The sequence below is a fragment of the Cryobacterium sp. AP27 genome (assembly GCF_056680495.1).
Map to the genome: position 1 here is coordinate 2,202,117 of NZ_CM155285.1, position 14,263 is coordinate 2,216,379.

The window sequence follows — 14,263 nt, forward strand, 5'->3', positions numbered from 1 at the left end:
GAGGCGTGCCGGGTCAGGGATGCATGTGGTCGTGCCCGTGGTCGGCGTGTTCCGCGGGCTCCAGCTGAAAGGTGGAGTGCTCCACGTCGAAGTGCGTCGACAAGCACTCGGACAGCTCGTCGAGGAGCGCCCCGGCGCCGCCCTCGGCGAGCACCTCCGCCTCGACGACGATGTGCGCGGTGAAGACGTGCGCGCCGCTCGTGATCGCCCACACGTGCACGTCGTGCACGGCAACGACGCCGGCGGCCGCCTCAAGGTGGCGGCGAATTTCGGCCACATCCGTGTCGGCCGGTGCCGATTCGCTGAACACGCGCACCACGTCCCGCAGCAGCGCGAAGGCGCGTGGCACGATCATCGCCGCGATGACGAGCGAGGCGATCGCATCCGCTGGGGCGAAACCGGTGAGCAGAATGACGGTGGCCGCGATGATCACGGCCACCGAACCGAGCGCGTCACCGAGCACCTCGAGGTAGGCCCCGCGCATATTGATGGATCCGGCCGCCGCCGGGCGCAGCAGGAGCAACGCGGCAATGTTGGCGACGAGGCCGATGATGGCCACGACGAGCATCGGACCGCCGAGAACCTCAACATCCGCGGGCTTCAACAGCCGTTCCACCGCCCCGATCACGACGAACACGGCGACGCCGAGCAGAATCAGCCCGTTGATCAGCGCGCCGAAGACCTCGGCTCGTTGATAGCCGAAGGTCTGCCGGTCCGTCGCCGGTCGTGCCGCGACGATCGTGGCGGTGAGGGCGACGACCAGACCGAGCAGATCGGAGAACATGTGCCCGGCATCGGCCAACAGGGACAGCGAACCGCTGAGGACGGCGCCCACGATTTCGGCCACGAGAACGAGCCCGATGATGCCGATCGCGAGGGACAGGCGGGTACGGTTCGACCCCGAGGCGTGCGCGTGGTCATGACCCATGTCTCCACGTTAGGTGGGCCGGTGCATGAATGCCAGCCGGGCCGCTAGTTGGGAATGAATGCCATTCTCGACTGCCCGTTATCCGCCCAGAGCCTCGCGAACCACGGGGATGAGCCCTTCGAAGGCCATCGCGCGATGACTGACCTGGTTCTTCACATGGGCGGAGAGCTCCGCCGCGGAGATCGCGTAGCCGTCCGGGAGGAAGATGGGGTCGTATCCGAACCCATTGGTGCCGTTCGGCTCGTGCAGCAGCTGCCCCGCCCACTCGGCGGACACGGCACGCTCGGTGCCGTCGGGGAGGGCCAGGGCGGCGACGCAGGTGAAGTGCGCTCCCCGGTCGTCGTCGGCGATGTCGCTGATCTGCGACAGCAGGAGCCGCACGTTCGCCTCCGAGTCGCGGGCCGGTCCGGCCCAGCGCGCGGAGAAGATGCCCGGTGAGCCGCCAAGCACGTCGACGCAGATGCCGGAGTCATCGGCGATGGCCGGCAGGCCGGTGTGGGCCGCGGCGGCCCGCGCCTTGATCAACGCATTGTCGGTGAACGTCGCGCCGTCTTCGATCGGCTCGGGTCCGTCGTACGCGAGCACTTCAATGCCGGGCAGCTGCGGCTCCAGAATGCGCCGCAGCTCGTCGACCTTGTGGGCGTTGTGCGTGGCCAGCACGATTTGCATCGGGTCAGCCCTCCAACGCACGGTTCTGAAACTCGGTCAGGGTGATGGCGCCGCCGAGCGCGAGGTCAAGCAAGGTGTCGAGTTCGCTGCGGTCGAAGGGCGCGGCTTCCGCGGTGCCCTGCACCTCCACGAACTTGCCGCGGCCGGTGACCACGACGTTCATGTCGGTGTCGGCACGCACATCCTCGGTATATGCCAGGTCCAGCATGGGCACGCCCTTGATGATGCCAACCGACACGGCCGACACGCTATCGGTGAGCGGCTGCGCCTTCTGCGCAATGAATTTCTTCTCACGGCCCCACTCCAGGGCGTCCGCGAGGGCCACGTAGGCGCCGGTGATGGCCGCGGTGCGCGTACCGCCGTCGGCCTGCAACACGTCGCAGTCCAGCACGATGGTGTTCTCGCCGAGGGCCTTCATGTCCACGACGGCCCGCAGGCTGCGCCCGACCAGGCGGCTGATCTCGTGTGTGCGCCCGCCGACCTTGCCCTTGACCGACTCGCGGTCCATGCGGGAGTTGGTGGAACGGGGAAGCATCGCGTATTCGGCGGTGACCCATCCCTTGCCCTTGCCCTTGCCGGACATCCAACGGGGCACACCGTTGGTGAACGAGGCGGTGCACAGCACCTTGGTGCGGCCGTAGGAGATCAGTGCCGAACCTTCGGCCTGGTCGCTCCAGCCGCGCTCGATCGTTACGGGGCGCAGCTGGTCGTTGGTGCGTCCATCGATACGCAAGAGGTCGTTCACGGGGTCTCCTTGAGGGTGGTGTGCGGGTGCAGGGCGGCGAACTCGTTGAGGTCGCTGAGGCTGAGGGAACCCGTTTCGATCAGGTTGACCCGGGAAATTTCTGGTCCGAGCAGCCGGTGTGCGAGGTCCAGAAAATCGTCGGCGCTCGCGCCGGTGGCCTCGTAGCGGTAGGTCGGGGCCGTTCGCACCTGGCGTTCGAGGCCCTGGCTCACGAGCACGCGGTACACGTCATTGGCCGTTTCGGTGTCGCTGGACACGAGGGTCACGGCGTCCCCCATCACGTAGGAAATCGCGCCGCGCAGGAAGGGGTAGTGCGTGCAGCCGAGCACGAGCGTGTCGACGTCCGCATCGCGCAGCGGTGCGAGATATTCCTCGGCGACGGCGAGCACCTCGGCGCCCGAGGTGACACCGGCCTCCACGAATTCGACGAAGCGTGGGCAGGCCTGACTGAACAGGCGGATGTCCGTGGCCGCGGCGAAGGCATCGTTGTACGCCCGGGAATTCACCGTTCCGCTGGTGCCGATCACCCCGACCCGCTTGTTGCGGGTGGTGCCGACGGCCCGGCGCACGGCCGGCTGAATGACCTCGATCACGGGCACGCTGTACCGCTCTCTCGCGTCTCGAAGCATGGCCGCCGACGCCGTATTGCAGGCGATGACGATCAGTTTCACGTCTTGCGCGACGAGGTCGTCGAGAACATCGAGCGCGAATCCGCGCACGTCGGCGATTTTCTTCGGTCCGTAGGGCGAATGCGCCGTGTCGCCGATATACAGCAGGGATTCGTTGGGCAACTGGTCCTTGATCGCCCGAGCGACCGTGAGGCCGCCCACTCCGGAGTCAAAGATTCCAATCGGTGCGTCAGTCACTCGATCCAGCCTAGTCGCCCGGCCCGCAACAGCGGACAGCGCGGACGGATAGGCTTTTGCCGTGACTCCGTCCCCCGCATTCCGCACAGACCGCTACGAACTCACCATGGTTGACGCCGCGATCCAGAGCGGACGCGCCGATCTGGAGTGCATGTTCGAGGCCTTCGCGCGCCGCCTGCCCACGGGGCGGCGGTACGGCATCGTCGCCGGGACCGGGCGTCTCATGGACCTCATCCGTCAGTTTCGATTCGAGGATTCCGAGCTGAGCTGGCTTGAGGAGAACGCGGTCGTGCGCCGCCCCACCCTCGACTTTCTTGCGAACTACTCCTTCCGGGGCAGCATCTGGGGCTACCAGGAAGGCGATGTCTATTTTCCGGGTTCGCCCCTGCTCCAGGTGGAGAGCACCTTCGCCGAGGGCGTGATGCTGGAAACCATCATCCTGAGCGTGCTGAACTACGACACGTCCGTGGCCAGCGCCGCCGCCCGGATGGTGTCCGTAAGCCTCGGGCGACCCATCGCCGAAATGGGGTCACGCCGCACCAGCGAACATGCCGCTGTCGCCGCCGCGCGCGCCGCGTACATCGCCGGCTTCGCGGCGACGAGCAGCCTCGAGGCCGGACGCACCTGGGGTATTCCCACCATGGGCACGGCGGCGCATTCCTTCGTACTCCTGCACGACAGCGAGGAGGAGGCGTTCCGCGCGCAGGTCGCTGCCTTCGGCACCGACACCACCCTGCTCGTGGACACCTACGACGTTCCCACGGGGATCGCCCTCGCCGTCAAGGTCGCCGGACCGCAGCTGGGCGCCATCCGCATCGACTCCGGGGATCTGCCCACCGTCGTTGCCGCGGCCCGAGCCCAGTTGGACTCCCTCGGCGCCGTCAACACCACCATCACGGTCACCAGCGACCTCGATGAATTTGCCATCGCCGCGCTGTCGGCTTCCCCGGTGGACGCGTTCGGCGTGGGAACATCCGTTGTCACGGGCTCCGGAGAACCCGCCGCGGGTCTGGTCTACAAGCTTGTCGCGCACCGCAGTCCGGACACGGAGTGGATCCCGGTCGCCAAGTCCTCCGCCTCGAAGGTGTCGGTCGGCGGGCGAAAGAATGCCGTGCGCCGCCTGGATGCGCACGGCACCGCCCAGCAGGAAACCGTGCTGCTCGGCGCGGAACCCGACGAGACGCCGCTCAACGCGGACCCGATCGAGGCGGGAGCCCGCGATCGTGCGCTGCTCGTTCCGCTGATCACGGACGGCGTCGTCGACGACCGGTACACGGGTGCGGCGGGAACCGTGCTGGCCCGCGAGCACTGTGCGACGGTTCTGCGGGAACTGCCCATTGAGGCGTTCCGCCTCGGCCGCGGTGAGGCTGTCATCCCCACGGTCTACCGCTAGCCCTCCGGCGTGGCGCCGGGCGTGGCGCCGACGGCTACTTGTCTTTCATCTTCTCCCAGATGGCCTTGCAGGTGGGGCACACCGGAAATTTCTCGGGGTCGCGGCCCGGCAGCCACTTCTTGCCGCACAGCGCCTTGACCGGCTTGCCGGTGATGGCCGACTCGAGGATCTTGTCTTTGGGCACGTAGTGCGAGAACCGTTCGTGGTCGCCCGGCTCGATCTGCTCCTGCTCGAGCAGCTCTTCCAATTCGCGGTCGAGGGTGGACGTTCCTCCCCCGGGCTGGCCGGGTTCAGCAATGCTCGCACGGAAGATATCAGTCATGAGTCCAGTGTAATCCGCGCCGTGCTTCTCGGGGCAGGTCAGGGCAGGGCGGGTCAGGCGCGTTGGGCCGCCGCGAGCATGTCGGGACCACGACGCTCGAAGGCGCGGCCGCCGGCCCACACGCCCAGGATCAGAACGACGAGGCCGGTCCCCACGCCGACCATGAGCGCGGTGGAGTGCCACATCGGGTCACTCGTCAGCCCCAGGTAGGCACAGGCGATGGCGGGCAGGGCCAGAATGATCGGTCCGACGAAGGTCAGGCTCTGGGTGAGCGCCGAGGACGATTCGGATGCCTGGGGCTGGGCGAACGGGCTGTCGCCCGGCTTGGCCACCGGGTAGGGGAACCGCGCCGAGGCGAAGCTGGCGAATCCGAGACTACACAGGAATATGCACGTGGCGACCCCGAGCATGGAGGGGAGAACCGCCCAGTCGTTGTAGAGGAAGATGCTCAGCGCAGATCCGAGGCCGATCACCGGAATGCCGATCGACAGAGTCGGGAGCAACCGCCCGATTCGATCGGCGATGCCGCGTGTGCCGGACGCCACGTGCAACCAGATCGCGGTGCTGTCATAGGCGACGTCGTTGTGGATCGTCCAGCCCAGAAAGACGCACATGAGCGGCACGGGCAGCAGAGCGAGCCATGTTGTGGGTACACCGGCAATGGCCAGCGGAGTCACCGCAATGATCGGCACGATCGGAATCATGAGGAAGGAAATCCAGTAGCGGGAGTCGCGCGCCCAATAGGTGAGGCTTCGTGCCGCGATGGCCCCGGTCGGGCCGTGCGGCAAGCGATCAAACCAGCCGAGCGGCGTGTGCTCGCGCACGACAACGTCCCGTCCGGGCGTCAGGATGAGTCGGGCGACGACTGCCTGCCAGGCGAGCCACAGCACGCCGACCGTCGCGGCGGCCACGAGCAGCTTCAACCCCGCCGTTCCCCACAAGCCCATGGCCGCGTCCCCGGGAACCGCCCAGGCCGCGCCGAGTGGCGTCCAGCCCAGGATCGCGGACAAGTCGTCCAGCAGTGCGCGCCCGCTGCGGCCCCAATTCGAGTTGACCACCAGGAGAACGACCGGTGCGATGATCACGAGCAAAACGATGCCGCCGACGCCGGTGAACTCCCGGGATCGACGCGTGGACAGGACGAGGGCACCGACCCCCATGCTGAGGCGGGACACCAGAACACAGGTGACGAGAACCAGTGCGGCGGCAACGACGGCCAGCAGGGTTTCCAGAGCGCCCCGGGACCAGGTCACGACCGTCCCCAGCAGCACAATCGTCAGGGTGAGGGAGGGAAGGCCGAGGAGGCCGGCGACTCCGAGCCCGAGCGACATCTGCCGGTTGGGCAGTCCGAGGAGAGCGAACTTTCGGGGGTCCATGCCGTCTTCGGTGCCGAACGCGAGCGGTAGCAGCAGGAAGCCGAGAACCACGATCGACCCGGACACCGTGGAGGCGTCGCGGATCAGCGCCAGTTCACCGACCGTGCGGAGGCCGACGAGCGACACGAGCAGCGCCACCGCCAGGGCGAGCGCATAGACAAGGGCCGCCACCACTCCCGCGATCTGCCCCGGGCCGCGACGGAACAGGTTGGACAGCAGTCGGAGCTTTAGTCCGAGAAACTGTGCAACCACTCCAGACCCTCCGACTCTTCGCGCCCTCCGGCGAGTTCAACGAAGCGCTCTTCCAGGGACTTGTCCCCGCGCACCTCATCGATGGTTCCGGCATCCAGCAGCTGACCGTGCACGATGACGGCCACGTTGTCGCACACCCGTTGGATCATGTCGATTCCGTGGCTGGACAGCACAACCGTGCCGCCTCCCGCCACGTATTTCTGCAAAATCTCCGTCACGGTCACGGCCGACACGGGGTCGACGGATTCAAACGGCTCGTCGAGCACCAGCAGTCGCGGGGAGTGGATCATGGCGCACGCCAGGGCGATTTTTTTGGTCATGCCGGCGGAGTAGTCCGAGACGAGCCGGTTGACGGCGTCAGACAGCCCGAACGCCGCGGTGAGGTCGGCCGACCGGGCGCGTACCGTCTCGTTGTCGAGTCCGCGCAGGATGCCGGAGTAGTACAGGAGCTGGGCACCGGTGAGCCGGTCGAAGACACGCAAGCGGTCGGGAAGCACCCCAATCGTGCGTTTGGCCTCGCGCGGCTTCTTCCACACGTCGATGCCATTCACGTGCACCGAGCCGTGGTCTGGGCGCAGCAGCCCGGTGATCATCGACAGGGTGGTGGTCTTGCCGGCGCCGTTCGGGCCGACGATGCCGAAGAAGGAGCCGGCGCGAACCTCAAGATCGATTCCGGACACGGCGACGTTCTGACGGAAGCGTTTGGACAGCCCAACGACCGAGAGCACGACGGGCGCCTCTGACGTGTTGGACGCGCGGCTCGTGTTCGGCCGCGGCGCCCTCGTGGCGGGCGAATCCGCCGCGGGCCTGTGGGGCGCGGCCGCGTCTGCGCGGCGTTCGACCGGGACAGCCGGCGTCGTCGTTGCGATCGCGGGCGGCTTCGCGGACGCGGGTGTCGCGGACGGCGGGACAGGGAGGGGATGCTGCGGCTCGACGGCGGGCTCTGCAGCTGCCGCCGCAGCGGCCGACGCCTTCGCTTTCGTGGCGGCCCTGGTCGCTGCCGCCTTTTTTGCGGACGCCGACCGGGCAGCAGCGGTCCTGGTGGCCGCGGCGGTCCGAGCCGCGTTCGTACCGGCGGCGGCCGGGTTCGCGGTTCCCGGTTTTGCAGCGCCCGGTTTTGCAGCGCTTGGTCTTGCGGCGCTTGGTCTTGCGGCGCTTGGTCTTGCGGCGGCCGGTTTGGCCGCACCGGACCGCGTCGGGGACTCCGAGGGGGCGTCCGTACCTGTTTCGGGCTGCGCCGAATCGGCCAGCGGGGTGCCGAACGGCGTCGTCCGGGGAACGCGCGTGGGCGTGCCCGTCGTGCGCGGCACCGCCGTCGAGGTGGCGTCGCCCGGCGCCGAGGTCGCTGATCCCGGCGGCTTCGGTCGCGGTGTCGTGCTGCGCGCTGTGGCAGGCTTGCGCACCGGGGACTTGCGCACGGTGGCCGGTTGGGCCGCCCGGACGGCCGCGGAAGGATCGGGGAAGGCGGGAACAGCATCCGCCAGAAACGGCGAGGAATCGGCCGCGGCACGGCCGGGGCTGCGCGCGCCTGACGACTGCCCGTCGGGCTCGGAGTTGGGCGGGACAGTGGTCACCCGTTTAACCTACCAAGGTCAATCTGACTGAGAGGTGATGATACGACATCGCCGCAAAATGGCCGGCAAAAAAGCCCGCTGGAATGTCACAGCATGGTCCCATAATCGGGCACACTTCCCCATTCTCGAAGCAATTGGGTAAGATGAGGGTGGCATAACGGTGTGTCTTTACAGAAACTTGTGGGTGAACCCTGAGCAAATTCTTCTCTTTGAGAGGCATTCGGGGTCGCCCGATCCATCTCGAGGAGATAATCGTGAATACCCAAATTGTAATTCTTGCGGCAGGAATGGGCAGCCGTCTCGGCCGCTCGCTCCCTAAACCGCTGACCGAACTCAACGACGGTCGCACGATCATGCAGCAGCAGTTCGACAACATCGATCACGCCTTCGGCAAAGCAGCCCAGGTCACGATCGTCGTCGGTTACAAGCTCGAGCACATCATCGAGGCGTTCCCGCAGGCTTCCTTCGTGTACAACGAAGAGTACGACCAGACGAACACGTCCAAGAGCCTGCTGCGTGCCCTTCAGGCGTCGGCCCCCGGCGGCGTGCTGTGGATGAACGGCGACGTAGTCTTCGACCCGGCGATTCTCGACCGCGCCGCGGCCATGATGGCTCGCGACCAGTCCTTCGTGATGGTCAACACCGACAAGGTGTCTGACGAGGAAGTGAAGTACACCACGAGCGCCGAGGGCTACATCAAGGAGCTGTCCAAGACCGTCAAGAACGGTCTCGGTGAGGCCGTCGGAATCAACTACGTCTCCGGTGCCGACAAGGCCGTTCTCATGCGCCAGCTCGCCAAGGTTGGCGACCAGGACTACTTCGAACGCGGCATCGAGGTGGCTATCGAGAAGAACAGCATGCTTGTGGAGCCGGTAAACATCTCCGACTTCTACGCCGTTGAGGTGGACTTCGCCGAAGACCTCGAACGCGCCAACCTGTTCGTCTAACCAGCACCTCGTGCCGCCTGGGCGAGCGAGCGGATGCGCCGTGAACACACGGTCGCATTCGCTCACCTACGATAGAGCGCGTGAATAGTAGTTTCGCCACGGTGCCCCCACAGCAGCGCACCCCGCTCGCGCGGTATTGGCATTCCCTGTGGCTACTGACCCGACGAGACCTGCGCGTACGGTACTCCACCTCGGCGCTCGGGTACTTCTGGTCGATCCTCGACCCGCTGGTCATGGCCGGGATCTACTGGTTCGTGTTCACCCAGGTCTTCGAACGCGATGTGGGCGAGTCGCCGTACATCGTGTTTCTGCTGTCGGCCCTGCTGCCGTGGATGTGGTTCAACGGTGCGGTGTCCGACTGCACCCGTGCCTTCCTGCGCGAGGCCAAGCTGATCCGGTCGACGCGCATACCCCGCACCATTTGGGTGAATCGCCTCGTGTTGTCCAAGGGCATTGAATTCGTCGCCGCGATTCCCGTGCTCGTGCTCTTCGCCGTGGTCTACGGGGCCGAGCTGAACGCCGGCGTTCTGCTGTTTCCGCTTGCCGTTGTTCTCCAGGTGATCCTCACTGCGGGCGTCGGCCTGCTGGTGGCTCCCCTTGTGGTGTTCTTCCGTGATCTCGAACGCGCCGTGAAACTCATCCTGCGCTTTCTCTTCTATGCCTCCCCGATCATTTACAGCACCCGCGACCTTCCCGGCGACCTGCACATGTGGGCGGCATTCAACCCGCTGAGCGGCATCTTCAGCCTGTACCGCTCCGCCTTTTTTCCCGACCAGCTCGACTGGTTCTCGGTCGGCGTCGGCAGCGCCATGTCGGTTGCCTTTCTGGCCCTGGGCCTGTTCGTCTTCGCGCGCACCGAGCGCGCGGTTCTGAAGGAGATCTAGTGGCCGCTCCCGTCTCCACGCTGCCGAGCACCCTTCCCGTGATCTCGCTGACGGATGTCGGCATCCGTTTTCGTCGCAATCGGCGCGGCCGCCGCAACTTCAAGGATCTCTTCGCCGCCCGCAGCCGCCGTAGCCGACCCGGCGAGTTCTGGGCGCTGCAGAATGTGACGTTCTCCGTGCAGCGCGGCGAGGCGATCGGCGTTGTGGGTCGCAACGGCCAGGGCAAATCGACTCTCCTGAAGCTCGTGACCGGGGTCGTCCTGCCCGATGCGGGTGTGGTGAAGGTCACCGAGGGCGTCGCGCCGCTGATCGAGATCACCGGCGGCTTCGTGGACGATCTGACGGTTCGGGACAACGTCTACCTGACCGCGGGGCTGCACGGCATGACCCGTAAGCAGATCGATGCGCGGTTTGACGAGATCATCGACTTCGCGGAGATCGCCGATTTCGTCGACACGCCCTACAAACATCTGTCGAGCGGCATGAAGGTTCGCATCGCCTTCGCCGTCATTTCCCGGCTCGAAGAACCCATCATCCTCGTCGACGAAGTACTGGCCGTCGGCGATAAGGCGTTCCGGGAGAAGTGCTACCGCCGCATCGAAGAGCTGCTCGCCGGTGGGCGCACCCTGTTCATCGTCTCGCACAACGAACGCGACCTTCGTCGCTTCTGCAAACGTGGGCTGTACCTCGACAAGGGCGACCTCGTGCTGGACGGCCCCATCGAGGACGTGCTCGCTCGCTACAACGACGAGTACGGTGTCAAGCGAACCTGAGCCGCATGTTTCCCGCGACCCCGTCCGGTCGGAGCGTCCGCTGTGAAGTCGGAGAGCAGCACACTGAGATCGAGTCCCAGCACACGGGAGAGGCGAAGCAGCGTGTGGAACGTGGGATTCCCATGACCCCGATCGATGCGGGCGTAGTTGGACACGTTGATCCCGGCGGCCAGCGCCACATCCTCCTGGTTGAGTGCGAGCGCCACGCGGCGCTCACGCAGTCGAAGCCCTAATATTCGACTTGCGTCGGAGGTCAGATCAGCCATACGTCCTGTCTACCGGACCCAACTCGGCATTACCAGACCCCGCGCGGGGCACGTATGCTCTAACCGAACAGCGAAGGAGGGCTCATGTCCGCAACACCCCCGCCGCTCCCCTTGCCGACGGGCGGCAGCCCACAGGACGGCCAGCTTCCTCACGGATTCGTCCGCGGCTTTGACCGGATCCTGGCAGTGCACCGTCCCGCCGTGCTGGCCCACATCCGAGCCATCCGGCGTCACAACCCCCAGGCGACGCCCGAGGCCATCATTCGGGTTCTTGAACGGCGCTACCTGACGGCCACGACGATGGGGGGAGCCGCCGTCGGCGCGACGGCCGTGATTCCCGGTGTCGGTACCGGCATCACCCTGGCGCTCTCCGGCGTGGAGACGGCCGGCTTTCTCGAGGCCACAGCCCTGTTCGCGCAGTCCGTGAGTGAAGTGCACGGAATCGCCATCAACGACCCGGATCGCGCGCGGGCGCTCGTGATGACGATGATGCTCGGCACGGAGGGATCGGAGCTGGTCCGCCAGCTCGCCGGACAGCTCACCGGCGGCGGTGCACGGACAACCTACTGGGGAGAGCTCATCACCAGCAGCCTGCCGCACACCCTGCTCGGACCGCTGACCGACAAACTCAAGAGCGTCTTCATCCGCCAGTTCGCGCACAAGGGCGGCGCGAGCCTGCTCGGCAAGGCGCTTCCCTTCGGCGTCGGGGCGGTCATCGGCGGCACCGGCAACCATCTGCTCGGCAAAAGGGTGGTGCATTCGTCGCGGCTCGCGTTCGGCCCCGCCCCGCACGAATTTCGCGCCGAGTTGGCACCGACCCTGCGGTTGGCCCGAGACCCGGCGGCCACTCGGCCGACGCATGCGTTGAGCGGAATCCGCAACGGAGCACGCGCGCTACTCCCCCGACGTCGGCGTCCCCCGCCGTAGTTAAACCGGCTCACTGCTTCCGGCGGGTTGATGCGTCGATAAGATTGAACCATCGTTCTATTTGAACGTTCGTTCAGTAAATCTGCAGTCGCGGTCGGAGGGAGCCTGATGGCCTACGTGTTTCTCACCGCCGCAATCGCGGCCGAGGTCGTGGCAGCCATCGCCACCCGATATTCCGATGGCTTCACCCGACTCGTGCCCACGGTGGTCACGGTCGTCGGCGTACTCGGCGCCTATTTTCTGTTGTCCCTGGCACTCAAACAAGGCATGGGCATCGGCGTCGCCTACGGAATCTGGGCCGCCGCCGGGGTGACCCTCGTCGCGGCGATCGGTGCCCTCTTCCTCGGCGATCACCTAACCTGGCTGCAAGTGGCGGGAATCGGGCTGGTCATCGCGGGAGTCGTCGCCCTGGAACACGGCGGTACGCATGAGATCGCCTGAGAGCACCGACCGCCCGCCGACGGACGGCCGCATCGCCCGCGGCATCGATCGAAAGCTGTCGATCATCGCGGCCACGCTCCGGGTCATCGAGGCACACGGTGTGGCCGGTGTCAGTCACCGCACGGTCGCCGCGCAAGCCGACGTGCGCCCGTCCCTGGTGGCCTACTATTTTTCGACCCTGGACGACCTCCTCGTCGCCGCGTTGACACGGGCCAGCGACGAGTACGACCTGCAGTATGCGAGCCTGCTGGACGGCGGGCTCTCTCCGCTCGAGGCAATCGCGGCTCTCCTCGCCGACGTCGGCGGAACCGGACGGGGCCGGGCACTGGCCGAGCGGGAAATGGTCCTGATGGCCGCACGTCGTCCGGCATTGCGACCCCTCACCACCAAGTGGCCGGACCTCGTCGGTCGCGCCGCCGCGACCCACACATCTGACCCCGTCGTGATCGAGGCCCTGGTCGCCATCACCGATGGCATCTGCGCGAAGGTGCTCCTCTCGAACGAGAACGCCCCCGTCTCTCGCGGCGAGATCCTCGCTCATCTGCAGCGCACCGTGGGCCTGCCCGCAACCGCGGGCGAGTCCACCCCGGCCAGACCGGCGCTCTAGACCTCTGAGGTGTCGACCGAGGCCGATTCGGTGAGGTCGAAGAGCGCATCACCATCATGGAGGGCGGAATGCCGGTCCCATTCGGTCATCAGGGCGGCCACGGCGGCATGCAGTCGCGCCGTGGCGGCGCCGGGTGACGTGTCACCGAAGTAGTGCTGCACCCAGGCCTCGAGCCGGGCCGATGCGGTCGTGTTGTTCGCGAGTGCGTCGAGAGCCTCCGCGATTTCGGTGGACGCCCCCGCGTCGAGCCACTCGCAATCCGAGAGATAGCCGCTCGTATCGATCAGGGCGGCAGGGTTGACGGGGCGGGTGATCATGAGCGGCTTACCGGCGGCCAGCCGGTCGTAGACCATGGCCGAGATGTCGACGATCGCCACGTCTGCGGCCGACAACTGCCAGCCCAATTCGGGGCCGGTGTCGTGCACGTGCTGGGCGCCGGGGTCTTTCGCGTTCGCCGCCGCGATCGCCGCGATGATGCGCTTGTTGGCCGCATCGTAGGCGGGGTCGACCACGCCGCTGCGCGGGTGGGGCCGGTAGATCACGCGGTGGGTGCTGGTTTTCAGCAGGGCCGTCACGAGCGCCACGCCGTGCGTCGCAATGGACCCGTACGCCGCGGCGGGTCGGTCGCCCTCCCACGTTGGTGCATACAGCACGACCTGGCGGGCATCGGGCGTGTAGGGCAGCGGCCCGCTGAAGTGGTCGGCCTGTGGTCGCCCGATGGTGATGGCCCGGTTGTCGAAATCGTAGTTCCACAGCACCCGGCCCAGCCGGGACAGGGCCGCCTGCCCGGCGACGAGTGAGTAGTCGTAGGCCTTGAACTGGTTCGTGACCATGTACATTTTGTCGCTCTCACCATGATTGATGAAAACGTGCCACATGCGCCCGTAGCGCATCATCTGAAAGTTTCGGGGATTCTGGTTGACGTAGAACACCATGCGGATGTCTTGTTCGTGGATCACGCGTTCCAGGTCGCGCACGGTGCGCACGTGGGCGATGGGGAGGGGCGATTCCTTCATGAGTTTCAAGGATCCGCCGCCGGTGCGGCTCAACACGACCACGGGCCAGGTCTCGGCGAGTTCGAGCAACGGTTTGTACCACTGGCGCATCTGATACATGTTCACCGGGCCGTCCGCAAAGTAGACGGCGATCTTGAAGTGGTTCTCCGGCAACGGCTCGCGGGCATCGGCGAGATACCGCTGAGCTTTCCGGGACGCTGCGACGTCCCTGACCAACTTGACGGCGCGCCTGACATCTTTCTGAATACCCACCGCTTAAGCCTACCCTTCGAGAAGG

General features: G+C 66.4%; 17 protein-coding genes. 8 read left to right on the forward strand and 9 right to left on the reverse strand.

From position 1 onward, the window contains the following. Positions 1-13 precede the first annotated feature (13 nt). From AC1MB9_RS10530 to murI, 4 genes are all read right to left on the reverse strand, one after another. On the reverse strand, positions 14-928 hold the full coding sequence (locus tag AC1MB9_RS10530; protein WP_479961907.1) for a cation diffusion facilitator family transporter: 915 nt from the start codon (positions 926-928) through the stop codon (positions 14-16). A 78-nt stretch (positions 929-1,006) separates the two neighbouring features. Beyond that, positions 1,007-1,597, reverse strand: a complete 591-nt coding sequence (gene rdgB / locus AC1MB9_RS10535; protein ID WP_479961908.1) for an RdgB/HAM1 family non-canonical purine NTP pyrophosphatase — start codon at positions 1,595-1,597, stop codon at positions 1,007-1,009. A 4-nt stretch (positions 1,598-1,601) separates the two neighbouring features. After that, on the reverse strand, positions 1,602-2,342 hold the full coding sequence (gene rph / locus AC1MB9_RS10540) for a ribonuclease PH (RefSeq protein ID WP_479961909.1): 741 nt from the start codon (positions 2,340-2,342) through the stop codon (positions 1,602-1,604). Beyond that, complete coding sequence (gene murI, locus AC1MB9_RS10545; RefSeq protein WP_479961910.1) at positions 2,339-3,208, reverse strand: glutamate racemase; 870 nt, start codon at positions 3,206-3,208, stop codon at positions 2,339-2,341. The genes rph and murI overlap by 4 nt, the downstream gene beginning before the upstream one ends. Positions 3,209-3,269: 61 nt before the next feature. Between murI and AC1MB9_RS10550 the strand changes: the two genes are divergently transcribed. Beyond that, positions 3,270-4,601: a nicotinate phosphoribosyltransferase gene (locus tag AC1MB9_RS10550; protein ID WP_479961911.1), complete on the forward strand. Its 1,332-nt coding sequence runs from the start codon at positions 3,270-3,272 to the stop codon at positions 4,599-4,601. Between the two features lie 34 nt (positions 4,602-4,635). Here the strand turns inward: AC1MB9_RS10550 and AC1MB9_RS10555 are convergent, their stop codons facing one another. Genes AC1MB9_RS10555 through AC1MB9_RS10565 form a run of 3 tightly spaced genes read right to left on the reverse strand, consistent with a single transcriptional unit; the run spans position 4,636 to position 7,279 of the window. Then, a complete protein-coding gene (locus AC1MB9_RS10555) occupies positions 4,636-4,923 on the reverse strand; it encodes a DUF3039 domain-containing protein (RefSeq protein ID WP_479961912.1) in 288 nt (95 codons plus the stop codon). 53 nt (positions 4,924-4,976) lie between these two features. Next, complete coding sequence (locus AC1MB9_RS10560) at positions 4,977-6,551, reverse strand: hypothetical protein (protein WP_479961913.1); 1,575 nt, start codon at positions 6,549-6,551, stop codon at positions 4,977-4,979. Then, positions 6,527-7,279: an ABC transporter ATP-binding protein gene (locus tag AC1MB9_RS10565; RefSeq protein ID WP_479961914.1), complete on the reverse strand. Its 753-nt coding sequence runs from the start codon at positions 7,277-7,279 to the stop codon at positions 6,527-6,529. Before AC1MB9_RS10565 ends, AC1MB9_RS10560 begins: the two co-directional genes overlap by 25 nt. Between AC1MB9_RS10565 and AC1MB9_RS10570 the strand changes: the two genes are divergently transcribed. From AC1MB9_RS10570 to AC1MB9_RS10585, 4 genes are all read left to right on the forward strand, one after another. Then, positions 7,254-8,156 (forward strand): hypothetical protein, encoded by a 903-nt coding sequence (locus tag AC1MB9_RS10570; protein WP_479961915.1) that lies wholly within the window; start codon positions 7,254-7,256, stop codon positions 8,154-8,156. The genes AC1MB9_RS10565 and AC1MB9_RS10570 overlap by 26 nt on opposite strands. A gap of 223 nt (positions 8,157-8,379) precedes the next feature. Then, positions 8,380-9,072 carry a phosphocholine cytidylyltransferase family protein gene (locus AC1MB9_RS10575; RefSeq protein WP_479961916.1) on the forward strand — a complete coding sequence of 231 codons (693 nt, stop codon included), beginning with the start codon at positions 8,380-8,382 and terminating at the stop codon, positions 9,070-9,072. A gap of 80 nt (positions 9,073-9,152) precedes the next feature. After that, positions 9,153-9,956 (forward strand): ABC transporter permease, encoded by an 804-nt coding sequence (locus tag AC1MB9_RS10580; protein WP_479961917.1) that lies wholly within the window; start codon positions 9,153-9,155, stop codon positions 9,954-9,956. Next, the gene (locus tag AC1MB9_RS10585) at positions 9,956-10,729 is read left to right on the forward strand and encodes an ABC transporter ATP-binding protein (protein WP_479961918.1); all 774 of its coding nucleotides are present in this window, start codon (positions 9,956-9,958) and stop codon (positions 10,727-10,729) included. Before AC1MB9_RS10580 ends, AC1MB9_RS10585 begins: the two co-directional genes overlap by 1 nt. Here the strand turns inward: AC1MB9_RS10585 and AC1MB9_RS10590 are convergent. Then, entirely contained in the window at positions 10,696-10,995 is a 300-nt protein-coding gene (locus tag AC1MB9_RS10590; RefSeq protein ID WP_479961919.1) for a helix-turn-helix domain-containing protein, read from the reverse strand. The two genes, AC1MB9_RS10585 and AC1MB9_RS10590, sit on opposite strands and share 34 nt — an antisense overlap. Positions 10,996-11,079: 84 nt before the next feature. On the opposite strand from AC1MB9_RS10590, the gene AC1MB9_RS10595 reads away from it, so the two are divergent. From AC1MB9_RS10595 to AC1MB9_RS10605, 3 genes are all read left to right on the forward strand, one after another. Beyond that, positions 11,080-11,922: a hypothetical protein gene (locus tag AC1MB9_RS10595; protein ID WP_479961920.1), complete on the forward strand. Its 843-nt coding sequence runs from the start codon at positions 11,080-11,082 to the stop codon at positions 11,920-11,922. A 108-nt stretch (positions 11,923-12,030) separates the two neighbouring features. Next, positions 12,031-12,363 carry a DMT family transporter gene (locus AC1MB9_RS10600; protein ID WP_479961921.1) on the forward strand — a complete coding sequence of 111 codons (333 nt, stop codon included), beginning with the start codon at positions 12,031-12,033 and terminating at the stop codon, positions 12,361-12,363. Continuing rightward, entirely contained in the window at positions 12,350-12,970 is a 621-nt protein-coding gene (locus AC1MB9_RS10605) for a TetR/AcrR family transcriptional regulator (RefSeq protein ID WP_479961922.1), read from the forward strand. The genes AC1MB9_RS10600 and AC1MB9_RS10605 overlap by 14 nt, the downstream gene beginning before the upstream one ends. On the opposite strand, the gene AC1MB9_RS10610 is transcribed toward AC1MB9_RS10605, so the two are convergent. Next, positions 12,967-14,238, reverse strand: coding sequence for a hypothetical protein (locus AC1MB9_RS10610; protein ID WP_479961923.1), 1,272 nt, complete (start codon positions 14,236-14,238; stop codon positions 12,967-12,969). The two genes, AC1MB9_RS10605 and AC1MB9_RS10610, sit on opposite strands and share 4 nt — an antisense overlap. Positions 14,239-14,263: the final 25 nt, after the last annotated feature.

Bases quoted from the DNA above. Each gene is read 5' to 3' on its own strand.
- AC1MB9_RS10530 (WP_479961907.1), bottom strand. From the start codon at position 928: ATGGGTCATGACCACGCGCACGCCTCGGGGTCGAACCGTACCCGCCTG.
- rdgB (WP_479961908.1), bottom strand. From the start codon at position 1,597: ATGCAAATCGTGCTGGCCACGCACAACGCCCACAAGGTCGACGAGCTG.
- AC1MB9_RS10555 (WP_479961912.1), bottom strand. From the start codon at position 4,923: ATGACTGATATCTTCCGTGCGAGCATTGCTGAACCCGGCCAGCCCGGG.
- AC1MB9_RS10590 (WP_479961919.1), bottom strand. From the start codon at position 10,995: ATGGCTGATCTGACCTCCGACGCAAGTCGAATATTAGGGCTTCGACTG.
- AC1MB9_RS10595 (WP_479961920.1), top strand. From the start codon at position 11,080: ATGTCCGCAACACCCCCGCCGCTCCCCTTGCCGACGGGCGGCAGCCCA.
- AC1MB9_RS10600 (WP_479961921.1), top strand. From the start codon at position 12,031: ATGGCCTACGTGTTTCTCACCGCCGCAATCGCGGCCGAGGTCGTGGCA.
- AC1MB9_RS10605 (WP_479961922.1), top strand. From the start codon at position 12,350: ATGAGATCGCCTGAGAGCACCGACCGCCCGCCGACGGACGGCCGCATC.